Annotated in this window: 10 protein-coding genes; 3 read left to right on the top strand and 7 right to left on the bottom strand. The window is 53.4% G+C overall.

Annotation, left to right across the window (positions count from 1 at the left end):
* The first annotated feature begins 339 nt into the window (after positions 1-339).
* Positions 340-2862, top strand: coding sequence for a hypothetical protein (locus JW953_21555; protein MBN1995291.1), 2523 nt, complete (start codon positions 340-342; stop codon positions 2860-2862).
* Between the two features lie 74 nt (positions 2863-2936).
* Here JW953_21555 and lon read toward each other — a convergent pair whose 3' ends face one another.
* The 7 genes from lon to JW953_21520 all read right to left on the bottom strand — a co-directional run bounded on the left by lon (position 2937) and on the right by JW953_21520 (position 10503).
* The gene (gene lon, locus JW953_21550) at positions 2937-5417 is read right to left on the bottom strand and encodes an endopeptidase La (protein ID MBN1995290.1); all 2481 of its coding nucleotides are present in this window, start codon (positions 5415-5417) and stop codon (positions 2937-2939) included.
* A gap of 102 nt (positions 5418-5519) precedes the next feature.
* The gene (gene ychF / locus JW953_21545; protein MBN1995289.1) at positions 5520-6608 is read right to left on the bottom strand and encodes a redox-regulated ATPase YchF; all 1089 of its coding nucleotides are present in this window, start codon (positions 6606-6608) and stop codon (positions 5520-5522) included.
* Positions 6609-6820: 212 nt separating this feature from the next.
* The gene (locus JW953_21540) at positions 6821-7033 is read right to left on the bottom strand and encodes a cold shock domain-containing protein (GenBank protein MBN1995288.1); all 213 of its coding nucleotides are present in this window, start codon (positions 7031-7033) and stop codon (positions 6821-6823) included.
* A gap of 140 nt (positions 7034-7173) precedes the next feature.
* Complete coding sequence (locus JW953_21535) at positions 7174-8391, bottom strand: GNAT family N-acetyltransferase (GenBank protein MBN1995287.1); 1218 nt, start codon at positions 8389-8391, stop codon at positions 7174-7176.
* 39 nt (positions 8392-8430) lie between these two features.
* The gene (locus JW953_21530) at positions 8431-8988 is read right to left on the bottom strand and encodes an LOG family protein (protein MBN1995286.1); all 558 of its coding nucleotides are present in this window, start codon (positions 8986-8988) and stop codon (positions 8431-8433) included.
* Positions 8989-9037: 49 nt separating this feature from the next.
* A complete protein-coding gene (pheA, locus tag JW953_21525; protein MBN1995285.1) occupies positions 9038-9871 on the bottom strand; it encodes a prephenate dehydratase in 834 nt (277 codons plus the stop codon).
* Positions 9868-10503 (bottom strand): metallophosphoesterase, encoded by a 636-nt coding sequence (locus JW953_21520; protein MBN1995284.1) that lies wholly within the window; start codon positions 10501-10503, stop codon positions 9868-9870. The genes pheA and JW953_21520 overlap by 4 nt, the downstream gene beginning before the upstream one ends.
* A gap of 233 nt (positions 10504-10736) precedes the next feature.
* On the opposite strand from JW953_21520, the gene JW953_21515 reads away from it, so the two are divergent.
* Entirely contained in the window at positions 10737-10991 is a 255-nt protein-coding gene (locus JW953_21515) for a Trm112 family protein (protein ID MBN1995283.1), read from the top strand.
* A gap of 208 nt (positions 10992-11199) precedes the next feature.
* On the top strand, positions 11200-12630 hold the full coding sequence (locus JW953_21510; GenBank protein MBN1995282.1) for a hypothetical protein: 1431 nt from the start codon (positions 11200-11202) through the stop codon (positions 12628-12630).
* The last annotated feature ends 109 nt before the right edge of the window (positions 12631-12739 follow it).

Below are 12739 nucleotides of genomic sequence, written 5' to 3'. Positions count from 1 at the left end.
TCCTCACGTCCAGTCGAATTGCATTGTACCAAATCTGAAAATGGCTGGCAATACCCCTACCTTAAAAAAGAAATGCCCAAATTCTTTTTTAAGAAATTTTATGGTGAGTTAAATCCGGCTTGTGGATAAGATGTTGATAAGCTCAAAAAAAAGGCCGATAACTTTGGGGATAACATGGGGATAATAAAAATGGGTTTCTCAATTATCCCTTTAACCGGCTTGTGCTATAATTTAAATCTTATGAAGAATCGTCTAAACCGTTTCTCTATATTATTCTTATTTCTTCTCCTGTTGGGCTGTATCGGTTCTGCCGTTTATCTCCATGTTAGAGATAAGGATGTGCTGGTTACCGTTCTTGACCGCCAGACCGGCCAACCCCTGGCCCAAGCCGTGGTTGAAGCAGGCGGCGCGCCGGCGGCCCAGGCTGCCGTTGTCCCCGCTGCCGGAACTTTCGCCATCAAGTTGACGGGATACTCGTTGGGCCTCATTCCCCGGATATGCCTAAAGGCTGCCGCGCCGGGTTTCCTGCCAACGGAAGTGTCCGCCTTTGTGCCCTGGTGGCAAAAACAAACCAAAGTCATCATCAGGCTGGAGCCTACCCGCATAGAAGGGCAGGTTGTTGACGCCTCAACCGGGATCCCTGTAGCGGCTGCTATTTATGCCGGCAAATCCGCCGCGCTTTCCGCACCGGCCCAACCAACCCCCACCGACGGTCAAGGATACTTTGAACTATTTTATTTAGAACCGCCGGTTTTGCTGCAAGTGGAAGCAGCAGGTTATAAAGCCTGGCAAACTCGGCTTGAGGCTGAAACCCTCTACGCCAATCCGCCACCGCTGGTTGTTGATCTGGTTTCCCAGGATTTAGTAGGCGTGGTCAGCGATGCCTGGACCGGCTCGCCGGTGCCGGCCATAATTTATTTAACCGACAATGCCGCCTCGCCAAAAGGATTAAGGCAGATTACGGCCAACAACCAGGGGCACTTTGAGGCCACCCGCTTGGAGCCGCCGCTGACGGTGCAGGTGGAAGCGCCCGGCTACGAAACCTGGCAAACCGAAGTAGCGGCAATGGCCTTAACAACGGGTAATCCCGCTCACAAATTGGCCGTCAGCTTGGTGCCGCGGACTACCGCCGGCATCCTCCACGCCGCCGACACTAATGAGCCGCTGGCCGGGCTTGGCCTGAGCGCGGGCGCCGATGACCGGCGACAAACCGCTACCACCGATGCCGCCGGCCGTTTTGAATTTTACCGCCTCCAGCCCGGCGACTCTATCATGGTTGAGGGGGCAGAAGGGTATCTGCCCCTGGAGACGGTTTTTAACAATGAAACCGAACTCAATCTCAGCCTACAACCACGCCAGGCAATGGTGTTAGTGCAAGATAGTTTTGCCAACCAACCGGTGGCCGGCGCAACGGTAACCTTTGATCAAACCCTGACCGCCACCACCAATGCCCAAGGACAGGCTGTTTTGGCCCGAATTCCGGCTGCCGGGCAAATTTCGGTTGCGCCAACCGGCTACCGGCCGGCGACGGTTGATTATCAAGGGACAGAGTCAATTAACGTGGTCATCAGCCCTACCGCCTTGCAAGGCGTGGTCCGCGGCAGCGATACCGGCCAGCCGTTGCCCCAGGCCACGCTGTACCTGGGCCAGACCATTCTTCGCGCCAACGACCAGGGTCATTTTAGGCTTGACCTACCGGACGCGCCAGCGTCGTTGATGGTCAAAAGCGCCGGCTACCATCGCGCTTACGGCCAACTGAGCCAAACCGGCGTTTTTACCGACGGCCCGCCGCCTTTCTCCGGCGTGGAGGGGCATTGGTTGGTCGCTGTTCCCTGCGCCGAAGCGCCGGCGCAACCCGGCCCGCCATGCCTGGATTTTGTTTTGAACCCCTTTCAGGTCAAAGCCATCTACGTGCCCCTGCACTACCTGCGCAGCCGGGAGGCCATGCTGCGTTACCTTGACTTTATCCAGGCTACCGAACTCAATGCGCTTGTGGTGGATGTTAAAGGTGATTTTGGGTTCATCGGCTGGCGGAGCCAGGTGGAAATGGTGGCCACTGTTGGCGCCGACGAATGGTGGACGAACACCTGGATGCCCCTGGACGAATTGATAGCCGAGGCCCAAAAACGCAATATTTATACCATTGCCCGGTTTGTTGTTTTTAAAGACAACCCCCTGGCCCACGGCAAACCTGAATGGGCCGCTGTGCTGGAAGATGGCGCCGTCTGGCTGGATGGCGAAGAGTTAGGTTGGGCCAATCCCTTTAAAGAAGAGGTTTGGGATTACAATATTGCCCTGGCCCAAGAAATAGCCGCTTTTGGCTTTGATGAACTCAACTTTGATTACCTGCGTTTTCCCTCCGATGGCGATGTAGGCGCGATTGTGTACGAAGAGGAGAATACGCTCGAAACCCGCACAGCGGCCATTAAAGAATTTGTGCAGCGTTTAACCGAGGCCCTTCGCCCCTCCGGTGTTTTTGTTTCGGCCGATGTATTTGGTTTGACCATCTGGGTGAAACCGGAGAGTGATATGAAAATTGGCCAGCGGGTGATGGATATTGCGCCCTACGTGGATTACCTGGCCCCCATGGTTTATCCCTCTACCTTCATCCCCGGCAATCTGGGCTACGACAATCCCTCTGCCGAGCCGTATGGCATTGTTTATCGCAGCCAGCGCCAGGCCGAAGAACGGGTTCCGCCCTACGTTAAGGTGCGGCCCTGGCTGCAAGGCTACTGGTATTCGCTAGAGGAAATGCGACTGCTGAAACAGGCGGCCATTGACGCCCCCTCCACCGGCTGGTCCTGGTGGAACGCGGGGGGTAAGTATGATAACGAGTTGTTTGAGCCGGCTATCGAAGAATAGACTCCAATTCCGGTGTTAAAAAGCCGCTCTATTTAGAGCGGCTTTTTTAGTATTGGCCCCAAAGGGCAGGATTATTAATTCAGCGCCATCTCAACGGCCGGCAGGTCAACCGTTTCCAAATCCTCAACCAGGGGTGTGACCGGACTCAGGGCGTTGATCAAGACCTCGTCAAGACATTCAACCGAGTGGAAGGTCATTTCCTCACGGATATCTTCGGGCACGTCGTCCAGGTCGGCTTCGTTGCGTTTGGGAAAAATAACGGTTTTTAGCCCGGCCCGGTGCGCGGCCAAAATCTTTTGTTTTAGACCGCCAATGGGCAGCACTTGGCCCTGCAAACTGATTTCGCCCGTCATGCCCACGTCGGAACGAACCGGACGTTGGGTGAGCAACGAAACCAGGGCCGTTACCATTGTCACCCCGGCCGACGGCCCGTCTTTGGGAATAGCCCCGGCCGGCACGTGCAGGTGAATGTCTACATTGTTGAATTTGTTTGTTTCAATTTTCAGTTCGTGCGCGTGGGCGCGAATGTAACTGCGGGCAATTTGAGCGCTCTCTTTCATCACGTCGCCCAATTGGCCCGTCAGCGTGAGTTGGTCTTTGCCCGGCATGCTGGCCGCCTCAACAAAGAGAACGTCGCCGCCTGCCGGGGTTACGGCCAGGCCGGTGGCCACCCCGGCCCTCTCGGTGCGCATAGCCGCCTCAAAATAGAATTTTGGCTTGCCCAGATAGACTCGCACTGCTTCGGCGTCAATCGTCACCGCCCGGGTTTGCTCCGATCCGGCTTCAGTTTGAACGGTCAATTCGCCGCCGGTTAGCTTGGTGGCCACTTTGCGAGCAATACGGCCAATTTCCCGTTCCAGGTTGCGCACCCCGGACTCGCGGGTATAGTCGCGGATAATTTGGCGGATACCTTCTTCCGCATATTCAATTTCGGTTTCCAGCAGGCCGTTGGCCTTAACTTGCCGCGGTACCAGGTAATTTTTGGCAATTTCCAGTTTTTCATACTCGGTGTAACCATCCAGCCGGATGGTCTCCATGCGGTCGCGGAGCGGCGGCGGAATGGTGTCCAGGGTGTTGGCCGTGGCAATAAACATCACCTGGCTTAGATCAAAATCGACATCCAGATAATGATCGCGGAAAGCATAGTTCTGCTGCGGGTCCAGCACTTCCAGTAAGGCGCTACTGGGATCGCCGCGCCAGTCGGAGCCAATTTTGTCAACCTCGTCCAGCATAAAAACGGGATTGCGGGTTTTCACCCGTTTGATGGCCTGGATGATGCGGCCCGGCATGGCTCCAATGTAAGTGCGGCGATGGCCGCGAATTTCGGCCTCATCGCGCACGCCGCCCAGGCTCATGCGGGTAAACTCGCGCCCCAAGGCGCGGGCGATGCTGCGCCCCAGGCTGGTTTTCCCCACGCCGGGCGGGCCAACAAAGAGCAAGATGGAGCCCCCGGCCCGATCTTGTTCGCGGCCCGGCTCCACCGGCTCATCGTCCAGCTTGCGTTCCAGGCGCAATTTGCGCACGGCCAGAAATTCCAGGATGCGCTCTTTGACGTCGGTGATGTCGTAATGGTCGGTATCAAGCACCTGCCGGGCGTGGGGAATGTCCAGGTTGTCTTCGGTCAAGTTGCTCCAGGGTAGTTCCACCATCCAATCAAGATAGGCCTGGATAACGCCGTATTCGGCTGATTGGGGTTGCAGTTTTTCCAGCCGGCTCAATTCGCGTAGAGCCTCTTTTTTGGCCTCTTCAGGAATGCCGGCTGCTTCAATTTTCTCTCGATACTCGGCCACAATAGCCTGGTCGTCATCTTCGCCCAACTCTTTTTGAATGGCTTTGAGTTGTTGGCGCAAATAGAATTCACGTTGAGTTTTGTCCAGTTCTTCCTGGGTGTCTGAGCGAATCTTTTGGCCAATTTCCAACACTTCCAGTTCGTGGTTCATCAATCGCACCAGGTGCGACATCTTTTCCCGCAGGGTGTCTTCCAGCAAAACTTTTAGCCGGTCCTGAAAATCCATGCGCATATTGGAGGTGATAGTGTAAACGATGATGCGCGGGTCTTCCACCTGGTCCAGAAACTCGGTGATCTCATTGGGCACTTGTGGTAAATACTCAACAATAGTGCTTGACAATTCCAGGATGCGGCGGCGGAGCGCTTCAATTTCCATTTCCTGGTCTTCTTCAATTATGTCGGGCGCAACGGAAATTTTGGCCGTCAGGAAAGGTTCGGTTTGAACCCAGCTATCAATTTTGAAGCGCTCGATGCCCTGCACAATCACCTGTAGTGAATCTTTATCGCCGCGCACCACCCGATGAATACGAGCAATAACGCCGGTTTCGTATAATTCATCCGGTTCCGGTTCATCAACCTCCGGTTTTTTAGAAACAACCAGCCCGATCATAGTGTTATTTTGCACTGCCCATTTAATCAACTTGGTTGAACGAGGCACGCCAATGCTCAAGGGCATAATGATAAAGGGAAAAGCCACCGTGCCCCGGAGCGGCAGAATGGGTAGCTCTTCGGGCAGGGAGTCTTTGATATCAAATTGGCTTGACATTTCGTCGAATAGATTGAACATAGTTCACTCCTTTGAGTTAACTATTATAGCCGTTTACTGTTAGATTAGCGTTAGAATGTTTGGCCAAAAAGATGCCCCTTTTTAGATATTGAACCTGACGGTAATAATATCGCCATCGTGGATAACGTGATCTTTGCCCTCCAACCGAACCTTGCCCATTGATTTTGCTGCCGTATGAGAGCCGGCGGCCACTAAATCCTGGTAATTGACCACCTCGGCCCGAATGAAACCACGGGCCATATCACTGTGGATGATGCCCGCACATTCCAGGGCGGTAGCGCCGCGATGCGCTTCCCAGGCCCGCACTTCATCCTGGCCCACGGTGAAAAAGTTCATTCGCCCCAACAAATCATAACTGCGGCGGATGATGCGTCCGGCGCTCAGTTCGGCCAGGCCGTATTCCGCCATAAATAGGGCCTGTTCTTCCTCGTTGTCAAGTTGGGCTATGTCCATCTCCAGCCGCCCGCGCACGGCGATGATGGCGCTTTTTTGGTGGGGATAAGCCAGGGTCGGCGCTGCCTCTTCATCGCCCAGATTTAGAACCAGCAGCACCGGCTTGGCGCTGAGAAATTGAAAGCCGCGCAAGCGTTTCTCTTCTGCGGCGGCCAGGTCAATATCTCGCAGGGGCAGCCCTCGCTCAACGTGGGCCTTGAGCCGGGTGAGAATTTCAAATTCTTGCTGGTCGTCGGCAAAGGTAGGCAGAGATTTGCCCTTTTTTAGATTATCTGCCAGCCGTTCCAGCCGGTTTTCTATTTTGCTCAGGTCCGACAAGAGGAGTTCTGCATCCAGGTGGTCAATATCGCGGGCCGGGTCAATGGTTTCCAGGGGGTGAGGCACGGCGTTGTCGGCAAATAGCCGCACCACGTGCAGCAGGGCGTCGTTGTTGGCGATGGCGTTCATCAGTTCACCGCTCAGGCCCAGGCTGTGTTCATGACTCGTTGCGCCGCCCACTCCCGCAATATCGGCATACTCAATGCGCGCGTAGGTGGTTTTTTGCGGCCGGTACATTTGGCGCAGGGTGTCTACCCGCGCGTCGGGCACATCTACTACGGCGGTGTTCACCTGAAACGCGCCCCCGGCATAAGCCGTGGTAGGGGCGCTGCCGCCGGTAAGAACGTTAAAAATGGTGGTTTTGCCGCTATTGGGCAAACCAATGATGCCAATTCGCATAACCGCTCCCTGGTTTGACAAAAATGCCCACCGGTTGCGCGATGGGCACAATAGGCGATTTTATTCTATTTTACCCATATTCCGAGAGAATTGTCAATGTGAGCCTCAATTCTTCAATTTTTGTTGAGGCGTTACCTTTTGATTGAAGCGAGTGAAGAATAAAAAACCCCGGAAAACCGGGGCTGGCCAAATAAACTTGACGAGATAAGTGATTATATAACGCGAGTAACTTCTGAAGCCACCATGCCGCTTGGTTTATGGGTGACGGCAAATTCAACCCGGTCGCCGGCAATCAAATTTTTAAGGCCCTTATCTACAATATTCTGGTAATAGACAAATACTTCCTGGCCGTTGCCGAGTTCGATGTAGCCGTATCCTTTGGACATGTCAAACCACTTGACCGTTCCGGTAGTGCGCTGATTCAAGGCGGGTACCTCCTTTGGTGAGAGTGTTGGGAAACAATAAAAAAAGCCGCCGGGTTTGGCCTCACCCTTGCGGCTGTTTTTTCTTTTAGAAAATTAATTGAGCTAACTATACAGGCTTAAGTTGATATTGTCAAATTTGTTCAGAACCAATCCCCGGCCTGAATATAAAGGGGACTATCTACCATAGCCTGATCCAACCAGGAGCAGGTATCTTCATTGGCTTGCAAGCGGCCCAGGCGGCGGGCGTCCATAGCCGAAAGGTAGCCGCACAGCATCTGCGAGAGGGTGCAAACATCGGTTTCCAGGTGGGGTTTGCCGTCGGCGGGTTGGGTTTCGGCCCGGCCATCTACCAGGCGAAATCTGAGCGGTTCTTCGTTGGTAGGGATGAGCGCATCGTGGATTTTGAGCACGCGCTCGCCGCTCAGATGGCGGGCGTAAAAGCGGGCAGTTAGCGCTTTGGGCAAGTTGATAATCCGCCCCATGGGGCCAGGCGTAACGTGGCACAAGTCATTGAATATCCAACCCCGGTTCTGGGCGTCGTCGGCGATGGGTTGGTGCAGCACGTGGCGTAAGGGGGTATCCGGCGGGGCCAGGTATTCTATCACGTCGGCTTCGTTTTGAGCGGCCAGGTAGCCAATCAGGCCGCGATAGGCGGCGTCTTCGGCGGCAAAAAATTCGCGGAGGTGTAACTCGCGTTCGCCCTTGCTGCCCGTTCTCATTTCGTAAGAATAGTAGCCTTCAATCACGCCGTCATGGTCAAACACCATAATCTTGGACCAGCGCTCAACAATTTTGTCCCACCATTCATTGCTGCGGGTAAACCAGCCGTTGTGCCAGGTAAGTTGACCTTTATACATGGCCCGCAGCATATTCAAATCTTTGGCTTGGAAAGGCCGGACTTTATGGCCCTCGGCAAAAATAGTCAGGTTGCCGGGATTGAGGCGATAGGCATGCAGGTCGCCAATCACGCCGTAGCCAAATTTTTGATAGTAACGATGGGAGAAGGGAAAGAGCACCGACAGCGCCTGCCCTTCGGCAAACATGCGCACGATGGAGAATTTCATCATTTTGGTCGCAATGCCCTGCTGCCGATACTCCGGCAGTACAGCCACCCCGGCCACTGCGCCAACGTTGACTGGCACGCCGCTCAACCACATTTGGGCCGGAAAAACCGTGGCCGTGCCAATAATTTTGCCTTGATATTCGGCCACAATGATATGGGAAAAATTATAGCGAGGGGTTTCGTGCAACGCCGCCAGCGCTTTTTCCGGGGCGCCGCCAAAGCCGGCGCTGCGCACGTAGGCTACCGGCTCCAGTTCGTCGGGTAAGATCGGTCTGATAGTAACGGCGTCAATCATGGCTGCGTTCTTAGAGCAAGAGGGAAAAAGAATACAAATTTATGGCTTATGAGCAAAATAATTGAGAATTTTTTTGACCGCTTCATCCGGGGTCCGGGCAATCGTGAGCATCTCTTGGTGGCTGGGACGAACGTAAGCCTCGTCAATAAAAGCGGCCAAGGTCCGCTGCCACAGGCCGCCCACCAGCACAATGGGTCGGGGCGAGATTTCGCCGACCTGCACCAGACTCCACATCATGGCCATTTCAGCCAGGGTGCCAATGCCGCCGGGCAATACCACGGCCCCGTCACAGCAACTCACCAGGTGAGATTGGCGTTCGCGCAGCGTTTGGCATTTGATTTCTTCCCTTACCCATTGGTTGGGCGGGATAGGCCGGAATTGCTCAATCTGGGCGCTGGTAACACCGATCACGTGGCCGCCGGCCTCGCTGGCGCCCTGGCTGGCGGCGGCCATCACCCCGGAGTACGCGCCGGTTTGCACGGCAAAACCGGCCCGGGCCAGCAATCGCCCCACGGTTCGGGCTGCTTCGTAGTCTGCCGAGCCGGGTTGGGGGGAACTACTGCCAAAGACGCTGATGACCTTCTTATTATCTTCCATTTGTACGGTTTATGAATTTGATGTTCACGTGGGGATTGGCGTTTTTTAGTTACACTCCCCGCGGATATGTGCCCAACACCTTAAAAAAGGTGGTGATTTCCTGGAGATGATGCAAAGCATTGCGGCTGCGTTCTTCGTATTGGCTGCCGATAAAGTCAATGTAGAAAAAGTATTGCCAGCGTTTGCCCTGGAGAGGTCTGGACTCTAATTTGGTCAGGTCAATATCGCGCAGGGCAAACACGGCCAGGCTTTTGAAAAGGGAGCCAGGTTCATTTTTCATTGAAAAGACAATAGAGGTTTTGGCCTGGCCGGTGGGCATGATGGGTTCCCGGGCGACCACCACAAAACGGGTATAATTTTCACTATCATCCTGCATGTCGGGCTGAAGAATGTGCATGCCGTAAATTGTTGCTGCTCTGGCGCTGGCCAGCCCGGCCCCATCGGTAATGTTTTTTTCTTTGATCATTTTGATACTGCCGGCGGTATCATACGTGGGCACCCGTTCCGCATGGGGAAGCAATTTATTGAGCGAGTGTTCGCATTGGGCCAGGGCCGGCGGCTGCGAGTAGACCTTTTTTACATCGGCCAGGGTAACGCCGGGCAGGGCAATTAATTGGTGGGCAATAGGGATCTGCACTTCGCCCACAATGGATAGCTCGTAGCGGAGCAGTAAGTCGTAATTTCGATGAATACTGCCCATCAGCGAGTTTTCCACCGGCAAGATACCCCGCTCAACTTCATTGTTGGTAACGGCTTCAAAAACGCTGTCAAAATCATTATGCGGCACCGGCTCCACCGAGTCGCCAAAAAAGGCTACGGCTGCGGCTTCGCCGTAAGCGCCGCGTTCTCCTTGAAAAGCAACATGTAAATTAGAATTGCTCATGCCGGGGGTTCTATCTCCAATATTTTGAAAGGATAAATGTTAATCACTTTGGTTTCCCGATATTGCGTTTCGGTGACTTCGCAGGGGTTGTAAACGTGGCGATGGCCGTGAATCAGGTAGCGGGGTTTGAAGGTTTTCATCAACCACAAAAACGCCTCAAAGCCAATGTGGGTATGGTCTTCCCCATTATGGATGCCGTAGGGCGGCGAGTGAGCCACCAGGATATCCAGGTAGCGGCCATAACGCAGTTTGTTAAGGTAGAGCTTGGGCGCAAGGGAGAATACGTTCAACCACATTTCGGTTTGGGTATATTGAAACTTGCCTCTTTTATAACGGATGGAGCCTTCCAGTCCGGCCAACAGTAGATTTTTTTCAAGCCGGGTGACGCTGTGCAAGTTTATGCCGCCGCCGGGTCCGGCAATGGAGGTGCCGTCGGGCAGGTATTCCCGTTCGGGGTCGTGGTTGCCATGCACGTAAACCAGTTGCACGTTAAGCATGGACACAATATATTCCAGATAATAGTAGGGTAAATCGCCACAGCCGACAATTAAATCTATATCGTGGTAACGTTCGGTAATTTTGGGGCTGTATAAACGATTGACGACTCTGTCGCTGACAAAAAGGATCTTCACTGCGTCCCGTCTTGGGAGATAGAATTTATCTTGTCACTGCTATGCCCCCAGCGCATGACAGCCGCGCATAGCAGCCAAAGCTTAATATAACATAAGATGCGGCCATTGTACCACGAAACCTCCAATTTTCAAATAGTTGTGGCCCCCCGGCTTAAAATTGCCCGGATTTTTGTATTTGTTTTGATTGTGACTATACTATTGTCAATCACTATTCCCAGAAAGGGAGGTTGCTCATGGCAGTTTCTCAAGACTTGTTAGTAATTCTTAGATGTCCTTATTGTGTTAGTGGGGAAACCCGCAAACCCGGTGATGACCCTGGCCGGCTTGAATTGGTGCGGGCCGGCGCCTGGTTGGTGTGCCAGGAGCCGGATTGTGGCCGCAAATACCCCATCAAAGAAGATATCCCGGTGATGTTGATTGACGAAGGCGATAAGTGGGTCAATACGGCGGTTGAAGATCTGCCGGAGCCTGGTAAGTTGGTTGAATAATTTGAGCGTAGCAAGTTGTTAGGGTAAGGGAGTAGACAGTAGGGCGTTTGATGGAAAAATCCCCTACTTTCTAACTCTTTATTTTTGCTTATTACTTATCGGTTAAGCTTAATGGCTCTGTCCGACGAAGGACCAAATTCGTAATTTATTGGTCGTTTGTCTGGAGTAACATTTTTTGATAAATTTTGTCCGGGGGAGAAATGGACAGATGAAACAAATTTACCGTAAAAAATTAAACCTGGCCTTGGTTATCCTTGGGTTTGTAATGCTTCTGATTATCTGGTCTGGCCAGGCGATGGCCCAAAATGGGGGAATCAAAGTTTCTGACCAGGCCTTGGATACCAGTTTTCGGGAACACGTTACCTTTACCCTTAGCGCCGCAAGCAAGGCTGAAATTGTTGATATAGATTTACTCTATAAGATTGCGGGCCAAATTGCTACCTCGCGCAATGCGGCTGATTTTGTCCCCGGCACAACGGTTGAAGCCGAGTTTGTGATTGACCAGACTGAACCCGGCAATTACTTTCCGCCGGGCACCGAATTGCAATATTGGTGGGAAATTACCGACGCCGGCGGCAATACCCTGACCACCAAAAAAGAGTCGTTCCTATATCTGGATGACCGCTACGATTGGACCTCGCTGCAAAACGACCGGCTGACCCTCTCCTGGTATAAAGGCAGCGATGCCTTTGGCCAAAATCTATTTGACCGGGCCAACGACTCCCTGGACACCCTGGAAACCGACCTGGGCGTAACCCTGGAAGAACCCATCAAAATCTTTATCTACGCCAACCACGACGATTTTTTGAACGCCTACTTTGCCGCGGCTCAGGAATGGGCCGGTGGGGCCGCCTTTAATGAATCTGGCGTGGTGATGATGACGGTTGAACCCCAGCAGCCGGAGTGGGGCACCATCATTACCACCCATGAAATGACCCACCTGGTAATCCACCGGGCCACGGATAATTTTTACACCGGAGACCTAACCCTGCCCCGCTGGCTGGATGAAGGAATTGCCGTTTATACCTCCGGTGAAATTTACACCCGCCCGGATTTTCAACAGGCCCTCAATCAGGCCGTCAAAAACAACAAACTGTTGACCCTCCGCACCCTCTCCAGCCCTTTCTCCTCCGATACGGACGAAGCGGTATTGTCTTATGCCCAGAGCGGCGCGGTGGTTAAATTTATTATTGACACCTATGGCGCAGAAACCATGTCTGCGCTGCTCAAGGCCCTCTCTGAAGGCGCTCTTTACGACGAAGCCCTGGAGCAGACCCTGGGCCTGGATACCGATGGCCTGGATAACGCTTTTCGGGAAAGCATAGACTTGCCTCCGCTGCCCACTCATGCTGTTGTTGAAGAACCCGAACCGGCCCGGGAGATGGTCCCCACCCAAACCGCCGAAGAGGTGGGTGAAGAAACGGTTGAACAGTCAGAACAGCTTGACAATACCGGGGAGAATATTGGGGAGAGTGTTGGTAGTAATACCGATGAGGGCGCTACCAGTGAAGGGATTTCTGCTCCACCGGCCGAAGGAGAACAGAGCGCCCCCAATCCCTGGGGGGCAATGTGTTGTTTATCAGGCCTGATACCTCTGGTTCTTTTGGGATTAGCCTTTTACGCTTCTCGCTTTATGTAAGGTTGCAAAGTAACAGGGTAGCAAAGTAACAAAGTAACAAGGTAGCAAAAGTCTACTCCTGCTACCTTGTTACCCTGCTACCTTGTTACCCTGCTACCTTGTTACCCTG

It is taken from the genome of Anaerolineae bacterium (assembly GCA_016931895.1).
Classification (GTDB): domain Bacteria; phylum Chloroflexota; class Anaerolineae; order 4572-78; family J111; genus JAFGNV01.
This window is presented reverse-complemented; position numbering and strand designations above follow the sequence as displayed.

Excerpts from the sequence above, each read along its gene's own strand:
- JW953_21515 (MBN1995283.1), top strand. The coding sequence starts at position 10,737 with ATGGCAGTTTCTCAAGACTTGTTAGTAATTCTTAGATGTCCTTATTGT.
- JW953_21530 (MBN1995286.1), bottom strand. The coding sequence starts at position 8,988 with ATGGAAGATAATAAGAAGGTCATCAGCGTCTTTGGCAGTAGTTCCCCC.
- JW953_21535 (MBN1995287.1), bottom strand. The coding sequence starts at position 8,391 with ATGATTGACGCCGTTACTATCAGACCGATCTTACCCGACGAACTGGAG.
- pheA (MBN1995285.1), bottom strand. The coding sequence starts at position 9,871 with ATGAGCAATTCTAATTTACATGTTGCTTTTCAAGGAGAACGCGGCGCT.
- ychF (MBN1995289.1), bottom strand. The coding sequence starts at position 6,608 with ATGCGAATTGGCATCATTGGTTTGCCCAATAGCGGCAAAACCACCATT.
- JW953_21510 (MBN1995282.1), top strand. The coding sequence starts at position 11,200 with ATGAAACAAATTTACCGTAAAAAATTAAACCTGGCCTTGGTTATCCTT.
- lon (MBN1995290.1), bottom strand. The coding sequence starts at position 5,417 with ATGTCAAGCCAATTTGATATCAAAGACTCCCTGCCCGAAGAGCTACCC.